This window comes from Aquimarina muelleri DSM 19832, assembly GCF_000430665.1.
In the GTDB taxonomy this organism is placed as follows: Bacteria; Bacteroidota; Bacteroidia; order Flavobacteriales; family Flavobacteriaceae; genus Aquimarina; species Aquimarina muelleri.
Genome location: NZ_KE387190.1, coordinates 90,032 through 113,631, shown reverse-complemented (window position 1 = coordinate 113,631; position 23,600 = coordinate 90,032). Strand labels below are relative to the sequence as shown.

General features: G+C 30.8%; 17 protein-coding genes and 1 pseudogene. 5 read left to right on the top strand and 13 right to left on the bottom strand.

Annotated features, from left to right (window positions below; all coding sequences use genetic code 11):
- Positions 1-94 precede the first annotated feature (94 nt).
- The 4 genes from nagB to H527_RS0120495 all read left to right on the top strand — a co-directional run bounded on the left by nagB (position 95) and on the right by H527_RS0120495 (position 7,221).
- A complete protein-coding gene (gene nagB, locus H527_RS0120510; RefSeq protein ID WP_027414371.1) occupies positions 95-2,008 on the top strand; it encodes a glucosamine-6-phosphate deaminase in 1,914 nt (637 codons plus the stop codon).
- Between the two features lie 155 nt (positions 2,009-2,163).
- Entirely contained in the window at positions 2,164-3,033 is an 870-nt protein-coding gene (locus H527_RS0120505) for an N-acetylglucosamine kinase (protein WP_027414370.1), read from the top strand.
- 2 nt (positions 3,034-3,035) lie between these two features.
- Positions 3,036-5,339: a family 20 glycosylhydrolase gene (locus H527_RS22860; RefSeq protein ID WP_035089341.1), complete on the top strand. Its 2,304-nt coding sequence runs from the start codon at positions 3,036-3,038 to the stop codon at positions 5,337-5,339.
- 52 nt (positions 5,340-5,391) lie between these two features.
- Entirely contained in the window at positions 5,392-7,221 is a 1,830-nt protein-coding gene (locus tag H527_RS0120495; protein ID WP_027414369.1) for an Ig-like domain-containing protein, read from the top strand.
- 441 nt (positions 7,222-7,662) lie between these two features.
- On the opposite strand, the gene H527_RS0120490 is transcribed toward H527_RS0120495, so the two are convergent.
- From H527_RS0120490 to H527_RS0120480, 3 genes are all read right to left on the bottom strand, one after another.
- Positions 7,663-8,778, bottom strand: a complete 1,116-nt coding sequence (locus H527_RS0120490; protein ID WP_027414368.1) for an outer membrane protein assembly factor BamB family protein — start codon at positions 8,776-8,778, stop codon at positions 7,663-7,665.
- Entirely contained in the window at positions 8,772-9,683 is a 912-nt protein-coding gene (locus H527_RS0120485; RefSeq protein ID WP_211235751.1) for a hypothetical protein, read from the bottom strand. The genes H527_RS0120490 and H527_RS0120485 overlap by 7 nt, the downstream gene beginning before the upstream one ends.
- Before the next feature lie 63 nt (positions 9,684-9,746).
- A complete protein-coding gene (locus H527_RS0120480) occupies positions 9,747-10,391 on the bottom strand; it encodes a hypothetical protein (RefSeq protein ID WP_027414366.1) in 645 nt (214 codons plus the stop codon).
- A gap of 986 nt (positions 10,392-11,377) precedes the next feature.
- Between H527_RS0120480 and H527_RS0120475 the strand changes: the two genes are divergently transcribed.
- Positions 11,378-12,682: a phosphatidylserine decarboxylase gene (locus H527_RS0120475; protein ID WP_081414664.1), complete on the top strand. Its 1,305-nt coding sequence runs from the start codon at positions 11,378-11,380 to the stop codon at positions 12,680-12,682.
- Between the two features lie 212 nt (positions 12,683-12,894).
- Here the strand turns inward: H527_RS0120475 and H527_RS0120470 are convergent, their stop codons facing one another.
- From H527_RS0120470 to H527_RS22855, 10 genes and pseudogenes are all read right to left on the bottom strand, one after another.
- On the bottom strand, positions 12,895-13,827 hold the full coding sequence (locus H527_RS0120470) for an AraC family transcriptional regulator (RefSeq protein WP_027414364.1): 933 nt from the start codon (positions 13,825-13,827) through the stop codon (positions 12,895-12,897).
- Between the two features lie 118 nt (positions 13,828-13,945).
- Complete coding sequence (locus H527_RS0120465; protein ID WP_027414363.1) at positions 13,946-14,368, bottom strand: lipocalin-like domain-containing protein; 423 nt, start codon at positions 14,366-14,368, stop codon at positions 13,946-13,948.
- Between the two features lie 366 nt (positions 14,369-14,734).
- On the bottom strand, positions 14,735-15,772 hold the full coding sequence (locus H527_RS0120460) for an alpha/beta hydrolase family protein (protein ID WP_027414362.1): 1,038 nt from the start codon (positions 15,770-15,772) through the stop codon (positions 14,735-14,737).
- A 394-nt stretch (positions 15,773-16,166) separates the two neighbouring features.
- Positions 16,167-16,745, bottom strand: coding sequence for a hypothetical protein (locus H527_RS0120450; protein WP_229809259.1), 579 nt, complete (start codon positions 16,743-16,745; stop codon positions 16,167-16,169).
- 88 nt (positions 16,746-16,833) lie between these two features.
- On the bottom strand, positions 16,834-17,394 hold the full coding sequence (locus H527_RS0120445) for a hypothetical protein (protein ID WP_155837976.1): 561 nt from the start codon (positions 17,392-17,394) through the stop codon (positions 16,834-16,836).
- A 332-nt stretch (positions 17,395-17,726) separates the two neighbouring features.
- A complete protein-coding gene (locus tag H527_RS0120435; RefSeq protein WP_027414357.1) occupies positions 17,727-18,815 on the bottom strand; it encodes a hypothetical protein in 1,089 nt (362 codons plus the stop codon).
- The gene (tssD, locus tag H527_RS0120430; RefSeq protein ID WP_027414356.1) at positions 18,816-19,544 is read right to left on the bottom strand and encodes a type VI secretion system tube protein TssD; all 729 of its coding nucleotides are present in this window, start codon (positions 19,542-19,544) and stop codon (positions 18,816-18,818) included.
- Positions 19,545-19,802: 258 nt separating this feature from the next.
- The gene (locus H527_RS0120425; RefSeq protein ID WP_027414355.1) at positions 19,803-20,744 is read right to left on the bottom strand and encodes a hypothetical protein; all 942 of its coding nucleotides are present in this window, start codon (positions 20,742-20,744) and stop codon (positions 19,803-19,805) included.
- Positions 20,745-21,286: 542 nt separating this feature from the next.
- Positions 21,287-21,515, bottom strand: a pseudogene (locus tag H527_RS23725) (GlsB/YeaQ/YmgE family stress response membrane protein).
- 36 nt (positions 21,516-21,551) lie between these two features.
- Positions 21,552-22,748, bottom strand: coding sequence for a M12 family metallopeptidase (locus tag H527_RS22855; protein ID WP_229809258.1), 1,197 nt, complete (start codon positions 22,746-22,748; stop codon positions 21,552-21,554).
- Positions 22,749-23,600: the final 852 nt, after the last annotated feature.

Below are 23,600 nucleotides of genomic sequence, written 5' to 3'. Positions count from 1 at the left end.
AGGTGGATAGATTATATAAACATCTAATCCATCTCTTTTCAACCAAAGCCTTAAAATAATAGAAACAATTAAAAACTATCAAACTCTTGAGAAAATGATTCAGGAAATTGAATATAAACAAGTAGGACAGTTTGAAAAATCTAAGTTTGAGAAAATTCATAGCGAAATATTCCCTGACTCAACGATCGCATCAAAACTTGTTGCTAACGAAATAGCAACCCTAATCAAGCAAAAACAACAAGAAGGAAATTTATGTGTACTAGGATTAGCCACAGGGTCCTCTCCTATAAAAGTATATGAGGAACTCGTAAGTTTACATAAATCCGGAGAATTAAGTTTTAGTAATGTTGTAACTTTTAATCTGGATGAGTATTATCCTATGGATATAGAACACCAGCAAAGTTATTATCACTTTATGCATCAACATCTATTTGATCATATAGATATTAATCCAGAAAATATAAATATTCCTGATGGCACCGTACCTCTTGAAGAAATGGATCAATATTGTATTGATTATGAAATGAAAATCAAACAATATGGAGGTATCGATTTTCAACTTTTAGGGATTGGTAGAACAGGGCATATTGGTTTTAATGAGCCTGGATCTCACCCAAATTCTGGTACTAGAATTATTACATTAGATCATGTAACAAGATCGGATGCTTCTTCTGATTTTAATGGTATGGAAAATGTTCCTAAAAAAGCCGTTACTATGGGGATTAATACTATTATGAAATCCAGAAGAGTATTGTTACTTGCTTGGGGACATAAAAAAGCTACTGTAGTAAAACAAACAATAGAAGGGCAAATAACGCCTAACATACCTGCATCTTTTTTACAGCAACATAAAAATACTACCATAATATTAGATGATGAAGCAGCCTCAGAGCTTACTCGTATAAAGACACCTTGGCTGGTAGATCAATGTATTTGGAAAGAACAATTAAAGTTTAAAGCGGTTACTTGGTTAAGTCAAGAAATAAGCAAACCTATTTTAAAACTTACCGATAAAGATTATAACGATAATGGTATGTCTAGCCTGTTAGCTGTTGAAGGCTCATCCTACGATTTAAACATTAAAATCTTTAACAAGCTACAACACACTATTACTGGTTGGCCAGGTGGTAAACCAAATGCCGATGACACTAACAGACCAGAAAGAGCCGAACCAGCTAAAAAAAGAGTATTAATCTTTAGCCCGCATCCAGATGATGATGTTATATCTATGGGAGGTACTTTTTTAAGACTGATCGATCAGGGACATGATGTGCATGTAGTTTATCAAACCTCTGGTAACATAGCCGTTACTGATGACGAAGCTTTAAAATTCTCTGAAGTAGCAAAAAAATTCCAATCCTCTCAAGAAGGTCCATTTGATAAAGTAATCACTTTTCTTAAATCTAAAAACCAAGGAGATATCGATATCCCCGAAGTACGATTAATTAAAGGTTTAATAAGAAGAATGGAATCTCTAGGCGCAACCAGATATTTTGGTTTGCCTGATGAAAAAGTATATTTCTTAGATCTTCCTTTTTATGAAACTGGTAAAATCAAAAAAAATCCTCTTGGAAAAGAAGATGTAAAAATTACGGAAGATATTATTAATCAAATAAAACCTCATCAAATATATGCTGCAGGAGATTTAGCAGACCCTCATGGAACTCATAAAGTTTGCTTAGATGCAATCTTTGCTGCAGTAGAAAATCAAAAAAACAATACGTATATGAACGATTGTTGGGTATGGCTTTACAGAGGCGCATGGCAAGAATGGGATGTTTCTGAAATTGAAATGGCTGTACCATTAAGCCCTCTAGAAGTAAGTAAAAAAACAAACGCTATTTTATACCATCAATCTCAAAAAGATAGAGTTATGTTTCAAGGCGAGGACTCTAGAGAATTCTGGCTAAGAGCTAGAGAGAGAAATAGAAATACAGCAGAACTGTATGATAAACTTGGCCTAGCAGATTATGAAGCAATAGAAGCCTTTAAGAGATATATTTTTTAATATATATGTTTTGTTTGTTATAGAGTTATACTCTAAAAATCCTCCCTTAATAACAATTATTGAGGGAAGGATTCTTTTTTAAAATATTTTCTCCTACAAACGCTCATTAAATAAAATTTTCTTCAAAAAATAAAATAATTAATAAATGATAGCTAATGATATTATTTGCAGATAGCGGTTCTACCAAATGTGATTGGGTTCTAGTCACAGAAAAAGGACAACCTATTCATAAAATAAAAACAGATGGCATAAACCCTATTTTACTTTCCGATAATGCTATTCAGAATATTGTAGAGAAAGCAGATTTGATCCTACAAAAAAGACACTTAATAAACGAAGTACATTTTTATGGAGCAGGATGTGGAGAAGCAGAAACTAAAAAAAGAATACGTCTGGTATTACAAACAGTATTCAAAGACGCTAAATTTATAGCGGTTGAAGAAGACATAATAGGAGCTGTAAAAGCTACTACAAACAAACCTAGTATAGTTTGTATTCTAGGTACTGGAACAAATTGTTGTTATTTTGATGGTAAAAAAGTTATTCAAAAATTTCCAGCTCTTGGATATCTGTTAGCAGATGAAGGAAGTGGTAATTATTTTGGAAAAAAACTACTTAAAGATTATTTTTTAGGTAGAATGCCGATGGATTTAACAATATTATTTAAAAGTGATTATAAAATAGAATTGGATCACCTCTTAAATAAATTATACAGCATTGATAATCCAAGTAAATATTTAGCTTCTTTCGCTCAATTTCTTTTCAAAAATCGTGAAAATGCATACATAGAAGATATTTTATATGAAGGTATCTCAAAATTTATAAACACATATATTTTTCAATATAAAGAAGAAGTATCTAAGTATCCTATACATTTTGTAGGTTCTGTAGCTTATTACTCTCAGGACATTGTAAAAAAATTATTAAATGACAAAGGATACCAAGTAAAGAGTTTTGTTAAAAAACCGATAGATCATTTAGTAATTCGCACCATCAAAGATAGAACTCTTCAAAAACTAAGCTAGTAATGAATTTACGAATTATACCAATATTTTTCTTGATTTTTATAACCTGTAAAAACCCAGAAAATTCTACACCTTTAATAGATAAATCTCTTCAAATCACTCCTAAACCACTTAAAATAAATAAAAAACCAGGAGGATTTGAAATTAATAAAAATACTTCGATTGTTTATACAGAAGAGTCTTCTAAAACTATCGCAAAGTATTTTATAGAAAAAATAAAAACGCTTACTGGGCATACTTTCTCTATAAATACTAATAAAGACAAAAAAAACAGCATACAATTAGTTAAAAACAAATCTCTTAACCTAAAAAAAGAAGAATACAATCTATCTATATCTAAAGAAGGTGTAAAAATAACTGCAACCACAAATCAAGGTTTATTTTATGGTATGCAAACCTTTACACAACTTTTACCTATCTACTCTGAGAATAAATCTCAAATGGAACTTCCTATTCAAATTCAAGCTTTAGAGATAGAAGATGCACCAAGATTTGGTTGGAGAGGAATGCATCTCGACGTTTCACGACACTTTTTTTCTATTGATTTTATAAAAAAACAATTAGATGTATTATCTCTTTTTAAGATTAATAAATTTCACTGGCATCTAACCGATGATCAAGGTTGGAGAATAGAAATAAAAAAATATCCTAAACTTACTGAAATTGGATCTATCCGAAAAAATGAAGATGGGTCTATACATCAAGGATATTATACTCAAGAAGAAATAAAGGAAGTTGTACAATATGCAAAAGATCGCTTTATAGATGTAGTACCCGAGTTTGATACTCCTGGTCATGCCGCTGCTATTTTAGCAGCTTATCCAGAGCTTTCGTGTGGAAAAGAAAAATATGAAGTAAGAAACTTATGGGGAGTAGAATCTAATATATTATGTGCTGCAAAAAAAGAAACATACACTTTTATTGAAGATGTCATTATAGAAATGACTGCTCTTTTTCCTTATGAATACTATCATATGGGTGGTGATGAAGTACCAAAAGATCAATGGAAAAATTCTGTGGAATGCCAGAATCTAAAAAAACGAGAAGGTTTAAAAGATGAAAAAGAGCTTCAAAGCTATTTTATGGCTCGTGTAGAAAAAATCTTATCAAAATATCAAAAAAAGATGATTGGTTGGGATGAGATTTTAGAAGGTGGCATCACTCCTACTACAAATATTATGTCATGGCAAGGAGAAGAAGGAGGTATTAACGCTGCCAATAAAGGGCATGATGTTATTATGAACCCCTCACAATACTGTTATTTCAACTTCTACCAAGGAGATCCTAAAGTAGAACCTTTAGCCTTTGGAGGATATATTCCTTTAGAAAAAGTCTATACCTATGATCCTATACCTAAAGAAATTGAAGAAGATAAGAAAAAGCATATTTTAGGTGCTCAAGGAAATATATGGACAGAATACACCTATAAAGAAGAAACAATCGAATATTTATTATATCCACGTATCATAGCTTTAGCAGAAGTTACATGGACTGCAAAGGAAAATAAAAATTTTGAAGATTTTTTAAGTAGATTAAACAATGTCTATGCTATATTAGATTACCATACTATAAATTATCATATACCTCTACCAGAAGGACCAACTACTAACAGAATAGTATTTACAGATAGTGTTACAGTACCTTTTTCTACAACACATCCCGTAAAAATGGTATATACTATAGATGGAACAGATCCAATTATAACCAGTACAATTTATGAAAAACCTTTACGTTTTAAAGAAACTACCGATTTACGAATAGCTTCAGTTTTACAAAATGGAAAAATGAGTATTGTTAGAAAGCTAATGGTTACAAAAGAAGAGATCATTCCTGCTGTTACTACAAAAAAATTATCTAAAGGACTTATTAAACATGAAACTAAAGGGTATTTTAAAAACATAGACGAAATTCCAAATAATACTATAACCACTAACTCTATTATTAAATCCATCGAAGATGCTAATACTACATATCACTGGGGGCATGAAGTAAATAAAGATAATTTTAAAGCTGTTGTTATGAATGGTTATTTAGAAATCCCAGAGGATGGTGTATATTATTTTTCTAGTTGCCAAGATCAAGTATGGATAGCAGATCAATTAATTATTGACTATAAAGACGCATTAAAAAAACATCCAAAAGAAAATTCAATAGCATTACAAAAAGGAAAACATAAACTTAAAATTATATACTTAAACAATATTGCAAAAGGTTGGGCTACCGATTGGAATACTGTTGAGTTAAAATATAGAAAAGCATCTGAAGTGGATTATCATACTGTAGATGAAAATATGATTTTTCATTAACATATACTAATTGCTTCTTATAACTATACACAAACTCTAAAATTATTTAATTATGAACTTACTTAAAAAAATAACTGCTGTAATACTAATACAGGTCTGTTTTTTTTCCTGTACAAATGAAAGTTTCTTAGAAGACGAAACTTTAAGTACTCAAAATACAGAATCTACTATTACAAATAAAGCTGCTTTAACAAAACCTATTATTTTAGGATATTTCCCTTCTTGGTCAGAAAGTTACCCTGAAGATGGAAAAGGGTCTAAATTAAGAGACATCCCTAAACATGTTACACATGTATTTCTAGCATTTGCTAAACCAAATCTTAGATACCAAAAAGGATCTTTAGACATAACCAATACAGGAATACAAACTCCATATGGTGGTGATATTTTAAAAGAATCTGTTGCTGCTCTAAAATCAAAAGGAACTAAAGTTATTTTATCTGTGGGTGGTGAGACCTACTGGGGTAGCGATGCAGCTTATGATATTAATTATCAGCAAATTAAAGATCTGGTAGATGATATGGGATTTGAAGGTATTGATTGGGATTTTGAGCCTAACGGTACTTTTGCAACTATAGGAAACCCAGTTAACGTACAACGTTTTATTGATTTCTTTAACAACTCGAGAGCGATTATGCCAAAAGGACAATATTTATTGGCTTGTGCTCCTGCTGGTGTTGGGGCATTAGGAGGTTTAAACAATGATGACTCCTCCTCTCCTTTTGCGTATAGTAAAAGAAATGTTGTAACCGGGGAATCGGATGCTAATCTATATAATGCAACTACTCCTAATAAAGCTATAAGTTTATTTGGTTTTGCTACTACAGGACATATGATACCTGTTATGAAAGCTGTCGGAGATAAAATTGATCTTATTGCTTATCAAGGATATAACACAGGAGCTGCAAGTAATCGAAAAATAATGTACGATGCTTATAAACATTATTCAGATCAATATGGTTTTTCTATTGCTGCTGGTATTCATTATCCAAATGAGCCGTGGGGACCTTATTATGAGTATACCTACCAGAATGTAGCAGATCTTTCTGGACATATTGCTACCAATAATACTACGTATGATGGTATCATGATTTGGCAACTCTTACTTGGCAACAACTCTTCTTCTGCATACGGTTATCTTTATACAGCAAGTGAAATATTAAGAGGCGTTTCTTCATCTCAAGCAATAGCTAATGCAGAAAACTACCCTCGATCTCCATATACTGGAGGTGGTGGTGGTAATGGCTCTGGATGTAAAGCTGCTACATGGATTGCTTCAAAAATTTATAATACAGACCAGGAAGCTGTTTATAACGGTAAATTATACAAAGCAAAATGGTGGACAAAAAATGATAATCCTGAAACTAATTCTGGGGATAGTAAGCCTTGGGAGTTTGTTAAAGATTGTGATGGTACAGGAGGAGAAAATCAATCCCCAACAGTATCTATTACTTCTCCAACTAATACACAAAGTATTACCCAAGGGCAGTCTATTACTATAACTGCAAATGCTACAGATACAGACGGAACTGTAACTAAAGTAGAATTTTATCAAGGTAATACTAAATTAGGAGAAGATGTATCCAGCCCATATAGTTATACTTGGGCTAATGCCTCGGTTGGAAACTATAGCTTAACTGCAAAAGCAACCGATAACACCAATGCTACATCTACATCAGCTGCTATATCCATAACCATTACAACTGGTGGTAATGGTGGTTCTTGTACTGGTATCGCTAATTGGGAAGCATATCCAACTGTTTATAATACTGGTGATCAAGTGGTACATCAAGGTATCTTATACGAAGCTCAATCAGGGCCAATTTGGGTAACTCCTGGTAGTGGTGAGCATTGGTGGAAAATCATAAAAACCTGTAATTAACAATAAATAAAATAGTTTTTGATTGTTAAAATCCTCCTGTACAAATAGAACCACAAGTGCAGGGGGATTTTTGATATTTATAAAGATCTAAAAATTACTTTTTTGAATTCTTTTCAATATTCCGATAATTTCAATAATCCTCTATGCATACTTTTTATTCGTGTGGTAATATGCGTTGAGTCTTCATATATAGATAAACTCCATTTAAAATTAGCAGATTGTTGTACTTTAAAAAAAGTATCTAATTAAACTCCACAATGTGGATTAAATTTTTCTGAAAGATAAACCGTTATTTCTCTTTTTCTTTAAAGTACTTAAATTCGATTATGTGCATTATTACGTCTTCCGTTTTTTTGAAGCATTATTATTAGAGATAAAACAAATTGAACTACTAATGAGTTGTTATTATTTTCTATTAAAATAATTATATATCAGACATCCTTATTCTGCATACATATATGTGTTTTCAAAACTTTTTTTTGTTGACAAATTAATCTTGTCATATATAATTTCTTCCTTCTCTAACTCTTCGTCAATACTATACAGGTTACCATCTGTAGTAGTATAAAAATAATGTTTTCCAGAGGATAGTATTTCACCAAACAATTGCTTGTTATGAAATTTTTTCTCTTTTATAATTTTTCCGCTTTTTGATATTTTTAAAATACTATTAGCTGTGTTTACAATAATTCCATCTGGATATTTATCTATAGATAATAATGAATTTTCACCATCTTTATTATCTAATTTATGTTCCCATTGTAAATCTCCTGTAGTTTTATTTAAAGCTATAATTACTTTGTTCCCAAAATAAAGATTGTTATGATGTATAAATACATTTTTATTAATATAAAGTTTTTCCAATGGTCTTTTATGTTCCCAGACTATTTCTAAATTTTCATTTAAACAAAAAACGCTTCCATACTCGGTTACCACATATATTTTATCTTCATCAAATACCACTTCGTTAGGAATTCCCTTATCAAAAGTAATACGCGAAATCATTTTACCATTTTCTAAATTTAAACTTATAACATCATAACCTAAATTTATAAAAAGTACGTTATTTAAGATTTTAGGGCTTGTTATAATTGGATTTGGATTTTGATAAATCCAATTTACTTTTTTTGTTAATGGGTTTACTGATTTTATTTCACCTTTACTATTTCCAAAAATAATATTATCCTTATATACAGCGGGGTATTGGCTAAACATAACATACCTTATGTTATCAAAATCATAATCATAATACCGGTGTTGACTAGAAATGGTGTCCTTTAGCTCCCATTCTTTTTTTCCGTTAAACTTATTGAATTGTACAATATTACAATCTAAATAAGCTTTGATTAACTTGTCGCCTTTTATAGTAAAAAAAGTTAATTCATTGTTATATTCGTTTTCTGCTTTTGAATGCCACAATAATTGTTTTTTTGTAAGATCAAAACAATATACATCACTTGTATCGGTAGTTAAGTATAGGTTTTTGTATTCTTTTTCATTTTCAGAACAAGAGTATAAAAATAATATAAAACAAAGGCTATAAAGATATTTTACCATCTGTCTGCATTTAATACATAATCAAAAGGTATACTCTGGCTAAAATCAGTAATATACCAAGTATCTGGATCTGATTCATATTTTACAAAATCATAAACGATATTCAGCGGTCGTTGAATATTACCTAAATTGTCATTTTTTGTATTAAAAGCAGAAACCATAGCAGTAACTCTTGCTATTTGTTGACCATTTTTTTCTGAAAATTGTAATGGTGCATTATAACATTTTCCTATTTGTATATGTGCTTGATACTGTTCTAAAAGCTGTATTACTTCACCTTTATAATGCCTAACTATTGCTGCTTGAGCTTCTTTATTAGTTGGTTTATCAGTAGCTTCAATTAATTTTGAAAAATCTATTTTTTTATAAATTTCCCATTCTTCTAATACATTTTCAGGAATATAATGGTTGTTTTTTTGTGCATTTACCCAAATCAAAGTATCCATCGGGCTTTGAATCGTTTCTACTGCCTCTACAGATTCTACAGCTTCTACAGAGATTTCTGTATCATTTTCTGAAGATGACATCGATACATTAGGAAATCCGTTATTCATTATATTTTCTATGTGATGTGGAATATGCTGAAATCCTATGTATTTATATAAAAATAAGAATATGGTTATCGCCATAACACCAAAAATGATCCCCATTTTTTTTATTAAACTAAATTTTTTTGGTTTGGTTCTTTCTATCAAAGATGATGGTTTCTTTACCTCTTGATACTTATAATTATCTATATTCCCTGCTTGAAATTGCTCAACAATATTTTTAGATTCCAGCAATCCTACATTTGCTTTTTCACAAACATATTTAACTGCTTTTAATTTTTCATTTTCTAGTAGAAGTTTTGATATTATTGATTTTTCAATTTCAACTCCATTCACTAAAATTGTTGTTTTTGTCATATATGATCTTCTTTATTTTATTTTGTAATAATACTACTATGTATATAGTCTTTTACATAGTTTTCATTCTAGTTCATAGTTTCCATTTGCCCATTTTATGGTTGGTTCGATCCATTCTTTTAAAGGTTTAAATAAAAAACCATGTTCCATACCTGTATGTAGTTCAACCTCTTTAAAATGATCGATTTTACAGGTTGAGCTTGTTTTTCTGTCAATTGCAGAAACTCCAAATGGATCTGATTTTTCATAAATAGTCAAAATATTTCCACAATAATTGATTTCGGGAATATTTAAAATATCATCCTTTGTAAAGCTAGCGACAAATACAAAATTTAGGTCAGGGTTATTTGCTAAAGTTGAAACATATTGGGCTATATATCCACCTTTTGAAGTTCCTACCACCGTAATATTTTTTGGTTCGATCCCTTTTTTTAATAAGCCCTCTATTTGGTTTATAATTCGAATTGCATATTCTCGGGCATTTACATTTCCGTTTCTTATTTCGCTAATAACTTTACTGCCTCCTTTTTCGAGTTCGGTTATAATTTCTTTATATTCTGTTCGTCCAAATTCAGGGTGAGATTCGTTTACATCATGAGTTTCTAAAAATCGGTTGTGAATAAAAAAAATAAATCTGTCGTCGTTTTTCTTTTCACAAGCGTATAACATCGAGCAAAAAAGAATCCCTATTATAAGATTTACTTTCATTTATTTACATTTTAAAAAATTACAGATAACGACAAATATATGAATCCAAGCAAAGCAAGTATATCTTAAGTCATCGATTTATCTTCAAGTTTTTATTTTTCTCTTTTTCAATTATTACCTATTCTTTGATTTTAGTAAATTTCCTCGTATCTATATTTCGTTTTTCTATCTCGGATTCAGTTACTTTAATTGCTATTGGATCTACTTTTTCCTTCTATAGTTACGACTCTAATTCATTATTTGTCAGTTCGGTGAAGTACAATTTCTTGAAATTCGTTTTCCATTCAATTTTAATTAAAACTAACAACCATATATCTATTATGTAAGAAACGAAGTTAATCAATATTTTATGTTTCTGGATTACATTATAGTAGTTGGATTCTTGTGTCTTAATACTTCATAAAACTCTATTATTATAATTTAAAGAAAACACAAATAAGTTTCTTTTTACTACTCTATAATCTTACTCCCCATACTACTTTTATCTTCCTCAGCTAGTAAATTATAAATCCCTAGCATAAAATGATACTCCCCGGTATAAAATGATTATCCCAGTAACGGGGAGAATAAAATATAGCGCGGGGATAAGCAAAGTTAATACGGGGATGAGAATATCTTTACGGGGAAAACCAAAGATAGCGCGGGGATGAGAATATCTTTACGGGGAGCATCAAAGATAGTGCGGGGATGAGTATATCCTTGCGGGGGTCTTTAAAATCAAAGGTTTTATTTTATACAAAGAAGTGATTTAGTGTATATATGTAATAAAAACAAACAAAATTTATATAACCATAAGGTTTCTTATCCTGTTTGATGCATTGCTGTGATATAGGTTGAAATATTTTTTTACGACTTTGTTTTCTAACTTTATGTAATAGTCAAAAAACAAGATGCAAAAACCCTTTGCCTTTTGTTTTTGGATTACAAATAGCGGAATCTGAAAAGCTAATGTAAACAGAGTAAGAAAAAAACTTAAAACCAAACAAATGGAAGACACAATAATCTTAGAACAAACAGAAACATTACATCTAGGCATCCATACCCATGATAAGGTTGTAGAAAAATTAAAGACAATTTTGAATGACCATCCTGAAATGCGTGTTGCTTTATTGGCTTCTTTAAAAGCTGCTAATGATTCTGCAAAAAAGAACTTAAACCCAGATCTTTATCAGGCAATAAATGATGAATTTAAAGGAAATGGGTGGCCAGTAACTATTCCTGCATACTATGATTATTTGGATTTATATGTTCGTATAGTGCCAAATGAAAGTAATGATCCTAATTATCCTAATGCTTGGAAGAGTAATGGACAGCAAAATGGATATAATCAAAAAATATATGACTTGTTATGTCAATTTTATTGGTTAATCGATCAAAAAATACCAGGTACTAATCGTAGTATGCAAAGTTTTGAGAGTTTTGCTGCTTGGTTAGTTGATTTTGCGAAAGCTTGGGGTAGTTTTTTGGATACCGAGCCATCGTTAACCAAAGAGAGTTTACGCTCTTTTAAATATGACACTATGTATAATTATCCGCTATATGCTGATAATGAAAAAAACTGGCATACTTTTAATAATTTCTTTTATCGAGAGTTTAATAATGCAGATCCAAAAACAGGAATAAGCCCTTTACGCCCTATTGCAGAGCCAGATAACAATAAAACTATTGTATCTCCTGCAGATTGTACTTTTAAAGAAAATTACCCTATTGATAAAGAAGGTAATGTATTGGATGTTGAAGGAAAAAAGACCAAAATTACTTTAAAACACACTCATACTATTGGTACTGTAGATGAACTTTTAGATAACAGTAGCTATGCAAAAGATTTTTATGGCGGAACTTTTATACACTATTTCTTAAGTCCATTTGACTACCATCGTTTTCATACTTCGGTTAGTGGTAAAATATTAGAGATAAAGGCGGTGCCAGGAAAAGTATATTTATCGGTTAACTTAACCGATGATGGGCAATGGGATGCTCCTGATAGTGCTACTGATGGGTATGAGTTTACACAAGCGCGTGGTATTGTAATTGTAGATGCAGGTGCCGAAGTAGGAAAAGTGGCTATTATACCTATCGGGATGTGCCAGGTATCGGGAGTAGATATGTATGAGCAACTTGAAGGGAAAACGGTACCTAAAGGTCAGGAGTTTGGTAAATTTAAGTTTGGTGGTTCGGATATTATCCTGCTTTTTGAGAAAGCTCCTAAGGATTTATATATGTTTAAAGAAGATCCATCTCATAACCCTATTCATTTTCAATATGGGCAAACTGCAGTGTATTGTAAATAATAAGCAATACTTTACTATAAATAAAAAAGCGGTGGATCTTTTAAACAGATCCACCGCTTTTTATTTGTTAACCTGAGTTTCTAGAGTAATAGGGTTACTCTAAAATTTGTTTTTGGTATACTTACTTTATATATGATAAAATTATATAGATACGCAATAACTAAAAGTTTATAATCCATCATCTTAAGAGAAGTGCTTTAAAATAAGTTGTTTTAAACTACCTTTACAGGGATACAAAAATCTACTTTAAATATTTCCCCTTTAGGTTGTTCTGGATAAAGTTCAAAATATGGTTTATCGTCTGGAATATAATGGTTTTCAGGAAACCATTGTCCGTAAATCCAATCCCATACTTTTGAAAAATCCTGAGCAGATAATTCACATTGACAAACAAGATACTTACCTTCTTTAATATTCATTTTTCCTATTATACCATCTGTTTCTGTTTCTGATGGGACTGTTACGCACAAACTCATTCTCTGGTTATCATTAAGAGTAGCATTAGGATTATCATGATAAAGAATGATGTATTTGAAGTTAACATCGCTCATTAGTTCTTTTGATCCTGCCCACGCAAAGAGTTCTGCTCTATGTTTTTGATACAATACATTATTTCCTTTATAAGGTCCTAAACTTCTGTTATAAGCCACAGTGATCTTATCCAGATTTTTTACTTCAATATTTTTAATAACGTTCATAGTACTTGTCCATTTAGTGGTTTTAGATTCAGGACAAAAATATGGGGGAGTCTTGTTTTCAATATGTCTTATATTGCTATTTATTTGACTCTGATTGCTTTTTAGAAGTACATGATTTCTGTATGAAGAAGGTGTTATTTTAAAATGTTTTTTAAAGTTTCTAGAAAAAATCGATAAATCAGAAAATCCGCATTGAAAAGCTATATCAGATAAATTTTCTGTGGGTTGAAATATTATAAGTGATGCAGATTTTTCTAAACGAAGCCTTAAAATATATTCAAAAACAGACTCCCCAACTACACTTTGAAATATTCTATGAAAATGAAATTTTGAAAAATTAGCTATAGATGATAATTCTTCTAATGAAAAAGATTTTCCTAAATGACTATCTATGTAATCTATTGTTTTGTTTATACTTTTTATATAATGATTATGTTTTGCTTGCACTAGTTTAGCTTATTAAAATGTAGTTTTTATTAACAGGATATAGTACAAAGCTTGATAAACTGCCCCTTGTTTTATCTGTTAAAGATATTGTGCAACGGTTACTCTTGTTGTAACAGTATTATTGTTTTCTTTTAAGGTTGTCTACGATTGTTTTGTTATCCTCTGTATATTTAAGAGAAAGCACATTTTCATTTAGAGTGATTATATCAGCAGTTTGTTCGTTATTAAGAGTAATTTTATTTCCGCTTATTTTCCAAACTCCATCTGTTGGAGTGGTTTCTTCACACCCTGTTCCATTTATATTTTCAAATTCAGTTTGTCTATATGTTTTATCATTTTTAAAACTCAAAACTTCAAAATCTTTATGGCAAGGGTCGGAATATTCTGTATTTACACCACTAATAGCCTGACCTGAAAAGCTCCATTGTCCAACTATTAAATCTTCATATTTTTTTGATTCAGGAGTGTTATCATCATCTTTATTACAAGATAGTAATAATCCAAATGCTAATGATGTAATTAATAATCTGTTTTTTTTCATTTTATTTATGTTTTAATTGTTTACAACCTTTGTGTATCAAGTAGAAAATAAGAACAACCTAAATCTATCATAGATCCGTATATGATTGTATCCCATCATACGGTTTTATCTTATACAAATCTATATACTTAATTTGAATATCTTACACTTTAATGATAGGGATCCTAGATAATGGCAAAAAATCTAGCGAGATAAAAGAGTTGATTATGAGATACCGTAAAACAAACACCGTAGAAACTAAAACAAGCTAATAGGATGATGCAAATACGTGCGTGTAAACAAAAAATAGCCTATTTTCTTTACCAGTAAATACAACTGATATAGCTTGAAGAAGTACTTGAAATTCATAAACAAAAAGAGGTTATATTATAACGTACTCTTAAAAAACTCTAATGCTAATTCTAATGTTTTTTCGTGTATTTTTTTTCTTTCCACAGTAGGATTATCCATAGTTATTGCTGGTGCTACTTTTTTTCCGAATTCTGTAGATTCGTTCAAAAACACATAATGTTCAACCTTTTTATCAAAAAGATGTATTTTACTTGTTTTGATTAAGTTATGGTACTTTTCAGCATTGTTTTTAACGGGTGCAATCAAATCTCCTTTTCCTGCTACAATAAAAATCGGTGCAGTAATTTTGTCTGTCTGCTCTGGGGAATGGAATCCAAATCCGATTGCAGGTGCCATAACGAAAAATGCCTTGATTCTTTTATCTTTTACGTGATTCTTATACTTGTTGTATGATGAAACGATAAGACTATCCTTTTCAAAATCTATAATTTCGTCCGTTTCAGGAAATTCGGTAGGCATTTTTCTCTCCTTGTTTTTTTCATTTTTCCTTACTGTTCTATCTACATATCCACCTGCCAATGCAATATTGGTATAACCTCCCAAAGAAAAACCAACTCCGCCAATTCTTGAAGTATCTATTTTAGTCCCAATTTCGCTTTCTTTTAGAACTTGCGTAAGTACAAATTGAATGTCAATTGCTCTTTCCCACCATTTTACGAATTCCCTAGGTATTTTGTTGAAAGTAGAATTACCATAATGGTCAAGCGAAACAACTACATAACCTTCCTTCACCATTTTTTCTATGAACCAAGTTAACGAAAATCTATTTCCTCCAGTTCCATGTGAGATTATTAACAACGGGAATTTTTCGTTTGGAATTTTTGCATTCGGAATTGTTTCTATTGTTTTAAAAAGTTCTTTTTGGTTCTCTTTTACTACTTTTTTTGTCAAAGTATCTAAAGTAGGATACCATATTTCGGTCTGCAATGGTCGGTTTTTCGATTCATCTATAAACGCTATTGATTTTTGTCCAATTCTAAAGGTTTTTTCTTTCTGTTGGGTACAGGAAATAAATAGGGTTATTAGGATTATAATTATAACCGTGTTTTTCATTTATTTGTTTTTCGTTCAGGTTAAAGACAAACGAAAAAAAAATTTGTTACACTATTTTTTATTGTAGCTAACGCTAGACTGTATCTTGTATAATATGTTTGCTCCTCGAAAAAAAAGTGAAATATCTGCTTTTATTAGTACAAAAAATAGGATTGTAGTTATTTTAATAAAAATAATCGAATCTATGGTGGTATAATGCACAAAGGTTGTGTTTTGTAATGAAGTATAAAACTCCTCTAGAAATTGAACAAAAATATCTAAATAATAAAAACAGAAAAGTAGCTTAAAAATTTTGCCTAAAATTATTAGGAAGCCCATTTTGTAATGTAGCAAATATACAATAACCTTTAGGCTATCCATTATCTGCTATGATCACAGATTTGGTATTATACGGTCATTTTTTGTAAGGGTCAACTAATTCAATCATATTATAAATTACTGCTGCATTGTCAACGGGTACATTGCACCTATATTTATCTACTAAATTAATTTCAAGCATTGGTGTTTCAAATTTCATTGCATCTTGCCCTTGAATGTCTGCACGAATAAATAGTATTGTATCCTTCTGAAAAAAGTGAAAATTATAGTTGTGCTGATGCCTGCGATTAAATTTAAACTGGCGAAATGAAAAATAGTATTCATTATTATAAGTAATCAGGAAATCATTTTCTCCATAATCATTTATCATCCTATCTTTTGCTTTACCGTCATAAAGAACTGTATATTTTTCTCTATGGCTAAGTAAATCACTGTCTGTAGAGCGACTTATAGTATTTACACCGATTCCAAATTGAATTTTGATCTTATCTACTGCCAAAGGACTACTAGCTGTTACATTTATTGAATTACTGTTCCATAAAAGTAAAAAGTCTTTGTTAAGCTTCCAAAGTCCAAACCCACCTGCAAGAAGAAGTAACAGTCCTGATAGAATTATTAATTGTTTTTTCATTTTTCTGTTGGTTATGTGTTTCAAAAAAATCGTAAAGCTAATTATTTAACCCCTAGATAGTAATTGCAAGGGTTGTTTTTATTTCAACTATTATATGCAAAGGGAACACCCCTTAGAATTTTTCTACCAAGTCGATAAATAGATAATCATTAATTGATGGATCAACCGCAAAGCTTTGCCCTGTTATTGTGTTTTCAATAATTACAAAATCGTGATCTTTGAAAAATGCGCTATTGAAATATAAATGTAAATTTTTTCCGAAAAAATAAATCAATCCTTTATATGGTTTTGCAACCCAATCATTTAAATGATACTTTTTAAAAAGATAATTGCAAACAGAAGAAAAAAAGGAAGCATAACCGATACAATTTGCAGTTTTTGATTTGATTAACTCATTAGGATTATTGTGATTTTTAGAATAGATAAACCTTAATTTTTTTGATGTTAGAAATAACCCTACTTTAATTATCCCCTCAACTTTAATTGTTTTTTTTTGACTATTTACTTCAATATAATTTATAAGATCATCATCTTGAACTATGTAACTTGATCTTTGTTGAAGAGGTTTATATTTTACGACTTTCCTATAGATCGTACCGCGAAAAATAAAACCAATAAGCATCAAAATTATTGATGCAAATAATACTCGTTTTATAGATTTAATGTGTTTCAAATGATTTAATATAAAAATTACATATCTCCTAAGAATCCGCCCATAAGAGCTAAACTGGTACTTATCTCTATAAAAATAATACTTAAAAAATACAGCAATATCAAAATAGTTTTATATGACTGTTTCTTTAATTTCACAATTGAGACAACTAAACAAAATATAAACTGTAGTACCGCAATAGATATCAAAACATAGATAATTTGAAAATAAATATAATCAACATCCAGATTCTCTACCCTCATTACAATTGTAAAAATCATAACAAAGAATACTATAAAAAAAACTGTTCCACCTATAAGGTTTCTTATCCAAAACTTTCTCATATAAATATTTTAAAACCAATCCTTAATTTTCTCGATAGCATTTTCAATTTTATTAACATTGCTTTCCGTTTTAGGTTCAGGGCTAGGATTTGTTCTTCGAGCAATCATATCTTTTGGATTATCTACAACGTGTATCAATCCATCTATAAAAATTGATGCCATTTCCTGCGAAGCGGGATAAAAGTAACTTGATGCAGGTGCTAGTTCTTCTTTCGTATATCTCAAGGCTGCATAATAAAAAGCAAAATCTTCAAAAATTTCTGCACAATTTTCAATAAGTTTATCCTTATTAATTAATTTACCATCCTTAAAATCACCTTTAAGCATTTTTAAAAAATAGTAACTGCGCTTATCCCATTTGTTATCAAAATAATCTTTTAAGGCCTCATGAATCATTTCAAAGTTATCTGTAGGATCATCAATTTTTGAATCGCTCTCCTCATCCATTCCCACAACATAAGCCGCAATATCCCCTTCTAAATTTACCATTGCTCCATAACTGCTGCCAGATATAGGAAACATTGTTCTTGATCGCTTACTTGGGTTTTTCACTCTATCTAAGGCTAATTTTGCTGTACCACCTCCCAAATCTCCCACCCACGTATTATTTTCTAATCCCGTTCCTCCATTAAGAGAGACAGTTTTAGATGTCCAACTTCTTCTGGAATCCATCCCAATAATCAAGTGTCCAAAATCTACCGCTTTATAGTTACTATCAGATACTTCAAAACTATTAAAAAATGAATTGAATAAATCCGCTTCACAATCTTCTGAGCATTTAAGAACTTCTCTTGCATCAGCAACAACAGAACTACCTGTATAAAGAGTAAACACGTTATTTCTTACCTTACTTTCCTCATTTTTATAATCTAAACTCCATTCTGTACCGTAATAAATCCCTCTAATAATACTTATCCTGTCACCCATATCATCATAACCGTTTTCAACAAGTACCTCTTCGGCTTGCTTAACCAATTCTACTAATTGGGTAAAACTTTTTGCAGGCTTTGATTTTTCACAACAACAATCTTTCACCTCTATAGATGCAGTTGCTTTAACTTCTCCATCTATAATTAACTCAAACGTATTCTTTCCCATTTAATTTGATAATTTTTGTTGTCCAACAATTTCTAATTTTATCCTTTCCGTATTGCTACCAATAGGATAATTTTCAAGTTTATCATTTGGCAATAATTTACCTTTGTATTTAAAATCCTTTGTCTTATTTGCCAAATTCATAGTTAATTCTTTACCTATCATATTTTTAGTTTTCGCGACAACATAAATTTGATCACCAACCTTATATTCAGGATTTTTATTATTTTCTAAATCTGTAATATAATAATCAATTACTTTAGGTTCATTATCTTCTGTTTCTTCGGATTGATATGGCATTTGTTCACTAGGTGAAATCCAACTCTCTTGCCAAGGTTTTACTAAAGTAACACCTTTTACTTCTTGTATGGCAGCAGAAATGGTAACGGTTACTGTCATAGGTTCTTCTCCCACAGCAGTGAATTTTTCTTTCCAATAGATTAAAGCTGCATCATTAAATCTGTATTTAAAAAGGACAATACCATCAAAATTCCCTAGATAAAATACAATTTCACCTTCGGTTAAGGAGCAGAGTTCTCCTTTACGGCTATGGGTCATCCAACGTAATAGTCTATCGTCATCATAACCAGAAGCAAAGACTAGCGTAATAAGCCCTCCTAATGGTATTTCTCCACAACGACCTGTTTTATGATTTAAAAATCTATTGTACTCTAAATCTGTCCATAACAATTCTCGGACAGTTCCCAGAACAAATAATTTGGCTTTGATCATTATTGGTTAGTTTTAGGTTTTAAAAGCTACTATTGTTTTTAATTTACATGCTTCAATGGCTTACATTGTTATAAAGATGTGCCGTAATAGAGTAAAATGTTATGAAGTCATCGATTAATCCACTAAATTTTTATTTCTTAGTTAATTTACAAAAGCTTGTACTCCGCCTGACTAGATATCTAGCTCCACTGCAAAAAGATAATTACCTTTCGATTGGTGCTAAATTTTTCTATGATTTTATATATGATGTTCCACACGTTATTTACACATATTTTTAAATAAATTCAGGTCAGTTTTAAGATATAAATTGTGGTTGTGAACATTTTTAGTAAATAATAGTTTATACTCTTCAATATCTTTTTGTTCTATTTTTTTGAATAATTGTGGGGACATTGCCCAAAATTCAAGCCTTAAAGTTATCAAATCACTCAATTCTTTAAATATTTTACCTTTTTTACTAATACGGACTTTTGTCAAAAAGTTTTTAGTCCAAATACAAGGTGTTTTTTTATGATATCCTCCTATTACATATGTATTATCATTTTTCGGAAAAATATTCAAAAATGACGTAGTATATGGTATTTCTAAAACTTGATTAGGCGTTTCTATGTTTAATGGAACAGAAATACATAAGTCTATTTTAGGGATTTTAGTTGTCAAGAAATGAAATGATGAAAAGTCATTTGTTTGAATAGCTTTTTCAAGTTCCAATTTATAAAAAGATAAATTCTGTATTCCGTGATGAAATCCGTTAATAGTCGATTGCATATAATGAACTCTTTGAATAGGGCATACCTTTATTATATCATTTAACCATTCAATGGATATTTCCTTCCTTCTAATTTCTTGACATAAACCTCGATAACTGAATAATGCTTGCTGATTAATATTTTCAAACTTTAAGTTAGATTCTGATTCAATTGGTTCGAATATTTTATTATCGTGCTCTTTACAAAACCCCAAAAATGTATATACATCATTAATTCCAATTCGTTTAAAATCAAAAAGCCCTTTCTTATCGTATTGAAAAGGATCGGAAGGCAGTGGTTGGATCAGATGCTCTTTTTTTGATATTTCTCTAAGAATGCCATTTTTCTGAAATACGTGTGATTTTATTGCTTTATTCTGGCAATTTTCAAACATACATCGTCGTGATTTTTTTTCAGCCTTTTTTCTAGATTCTAGTATTTCTCGTTGCATCTAGGTTTTATTAACTTTTGTCTAACAACATAAAACACATTTACCAATTACAATGGTTTGTAAATGTATGTTACACGTTTAGTATTGGTTTGTTTTTTATTTAAAAATACTATAATTACTCTAAACGATGATAGTATCTTTTTATAAAATAATATGATTTCAATCCATAACCTCGGAGCAAGCTCTATGTCATTAAGTTAAGCTGTATCTTTTTGAGAATTAAATATCTGTAAAAGTAAAATATTCCTTTATTTCCATTATGGATTCCAGCCTACGCTGGAATGACAAGTAGAAGGCATTGTGTTTTGGTTATTTTGTCATTCTGGCACAGGCAGAAATCCACTTAACAAAATCTAAATCGATAGTTTAAACTCTTAATTTAATGACATTGGGAGCAAGCTCACAAGGTATGCTTCCGAAAATATATTTTGTTTTTGAGACAAGCCTCCTTTAGAATTAAACTCCACAATGTGGATTAAATACCTGATACACAAAAAAGCTACTAAATTAGTAGCTTTTTCGTATAGTCTGTTATGTTTTGTTTAGCGTTTTTTAAATATCAAATTAATTAAAAACAGGATTAGTATTGCTCCTATAGCACCTGTAAGAATTGCTCCTAACCAGCCAGTACCTAAACTGATGCCTAATTGTCCTAAAAGCCAGTATCCTACAAAACTACCAACGACTCCAACTATAATATTTCCGATAAGGCCAAGACCTCCCTTTGTAAATGGTACTACCCAGCCAACCAGCTATTGCACCAATAATAATCGTTACTTAGAAAAGTACCAATACATAGTGTTTTATTTATAATCCAGAAATAATAAATTGTTCCCAAGAACCTATATTAGTTCTATTACAGGTCATAGGTTTACTTCCGTCTTCTGAAGAAATATACTTACCGTTATTACCTCTTAAAGCGTACTTATTTCCACCTGTGTTAACAAGAACAAACTCTTCATATGAACCGATGACAGTTCTATTGCAAGTTATAGGATGATCGCCATTTTCACTACTTACGTATTTACCGTTATTTCCTTTTAACGCTACTTTACGATTACTTAATCGAATTAATTGAAATTTTTCCCAAGGGCCTAGATTTACACGGTTACAGTTCATAGGGCCATTTCCATTTTCTGAAGACACATATTTACTGTTACTTCCTTTCAGATTAATTATGATACCTGTAGGTTCCGATGATGGATACATAACCGCTATTCCCTGCTTATCTGCACTAGATAATCCATTTCGTTGTGTACTAAATGTGCTACCATTTTTCTTTACAATGGTAGGTTGTCCATTTTTAGAAAAAGCATAAGAACTATACATCATAATACTTCCAAAATCTAACGTGGCGCTATATTCATTTCCATCATCTCCTCTTTGCACATACGTCTGAAAATTATGTTCTCTACCAGAGGTAATATTCTGAAAATTGATTGTGAGATACTGATCTCTATCTTTTCTACTTTGTTCATGCCATAATCCTACAGCGTGACCAATTTCGTGAATTGTATTACCTGTAGTACAACCACTAGCCAAAGTGATGTCTTGTTTACCACCTATACGTCCAACATAAGACGAGCAACCAGATCCACTTCTAAAATAGACATAATCGATTTGATTTGTTCGCGGTAAAAATCGCACCGCAGTATTAGCCTGCCAATGCGCAATTGCACTTGTAATCCTACCTTGGTCAGGCATACCACTTTCTATTGCATAGTATACCGTATTTTTTGACCATCGTCCCTGAGTTCTTCCTGTACTCTTAAGATCCCCTTTATCGATCTTATGATCAGGAATTACTTTTATATCTCCTTCAATAATATATTCTTCTCCGATCTTCTCTGCCATTACAGGCTGCCCATACAATTCAATTTCTGTCCATTCACCTTTGGTATTCGGGTATGCTTTTTCTAGCACATGATTTTCTACCAAGGAGTTAGTAGTGTTTACAGAGGAGTTTTGTTGTTCTTGTTCTACCACATCTTTTTCGCATGACACAAAAACTAAGCATAGTATTGTAAAGCAGATGCACAGTTTTTTAATGTTAAAATAGTTTTTCATGAGTAATTAATTTAAGTTGGTTTTTACTTTATTCTCTGAATTACATAGGCAATAAAGAAGAATAATTTTACGAATAAATATTTGTTTTTACAGGTATTCAAAACTTCTGTTTTTAAAACCCGAGTAAAAGTAAAAGTAAAAAAATCAAAAAATATTGCACCATATTTCATTGACCTCTTCACGAAGGAAAGGCCATAATAACTTTACGCATAAATCATTAGAGTAACAATAAAAACTGGTTGTTAATTTCATTTTGATCGGTGTGAAACAATTGTATTTCAACGTATTCATTTTTAGCAGTAACAATAAAATTATTACTTCAAAATAACATATCAATAAGGCCTATAATAATGAAAGCCTAGATAAAAAGACTTAAAATGAATCGTTTTATAAGAAATTAGAAACTTGTGCAACGCTTACGTTTCTTTCTTGGATATCTCTTTATTAAAATCTGGATATTTAGCTATATATTTCCTATGCCAATATTTCATGCCCCATAAGTGACGCCTTGTTTTTTACCATAGTCTCTCAAACTTAAGCTACTCTTCTTCCTTTTTCTTAGAATAGTATACATCTTTTGTTTTCTCTTTGTGTCTTCTTTTTACATATTATTAAGGTTCTTCGAAGAATCATCGAAGTACTTCTAGCCCATCCAGAGGTAGTTCGAAGTACCTTTTAGCGGGCTCTAACCCCAAAACATATCACTTTTACCCCTTCTGGCAAGCCCTTTAGCCCAAAAATTATCGCTTATAAGGGTCTGTTTATGGGCTAAAGGGGGGCATAATGACC

Excerpts from the sequence above, each read along its gene's own strand:
- H527_RS0120505 (WP_027414370.1), top strand. The coding sequence starts at position 2,164 with ATGATATTATTTGCAGATAGCGGTTCTACCAAATGTGATTGGGTTCTA.
- H527_RS0120485 (WP_211235751.1), bottom strand. The coding sequence starts at position 9,683 with ATGACAAAAACAACAATTTTAGTGAATGGAGTTGAAATTGAAAAATCA.
- tssD (WP_027414356.1), bottom strand. The coding sequence starts at position 19,544 with ATGATCAAAGCCAAATTATTTGTTCTGGGAACTGTCCGAGAATTGTTA.
- H527_RS0120495 (WP_027414369.1), top strand. The coding sequence starts at position 5,392 with ATGAACTTACTTAAAAAAATAACTGCTGTAATACTAATACAGGTCTGT.
- nagB (WP_027414371.1), top strand. The coding sequence starts at position 95 with ATGATTCAGGAAATTGAATATAAACAAGTAGGACAGTTTGAAAAATCT.
- H527_RS0120490 (WP_027414368.1), bottom strand. The coding sequence starts at position 8,778 with ATGGTAAAATATCTTTATAGCCTTTGTTTTATATTATTTTTATACTCT.
- H527_RS0120460 (WP_027414362.1), bottom strand. The coding sequence starts at position 15,772 with ATGAAAAACACGGTTATAATTATAATCCTAATAACCCTATTTATTTCC.
- H527_RS0120435 (WP_027414357.1), bottom strand. The coding sequence starts at position 18,815 with ATGGGAAAGAATACGTTTGAGTTAATTATAGATGGAGAAGTTAAAGCA.
- H527_RS0120425 (WP_027414355.1), bottom strand. The coding sequence starts at position 20,744 with ATGCAACGAGAAATACTAGAATCTAGAAAAAAGGCTGAAAAAAAATCA.
- H527_RS0120475 (WP_081414664.1), top strand. The coding sequence starts at position 11,378 with ATGGAAGACACAATAATCTTAGAACAAACAGAAACATTACATCTAGGC.
- H527_RS0120480 (WP_027414366.1), bottom strand. The coding sequence starts at position 10,391 with ATGAAAGTAAATCTTATAATAGGGATTCTTTTTTGCTCGATGTTATAC.
- H527_RS22860 (WP_035089341.1), top strand. The coding sequence starts at position 3,036 with ATGAATTTACGAATTATACCAATATTTTTCTTGATTTTTATAACCTGT.
- H527_RS0120465 (WP_027414363.1), bottom strand. The coding sequence starts at position 14,368 with ATGAAAAAAAACAGATTATTAATTACATCATTAGCATTTGGATTATTA.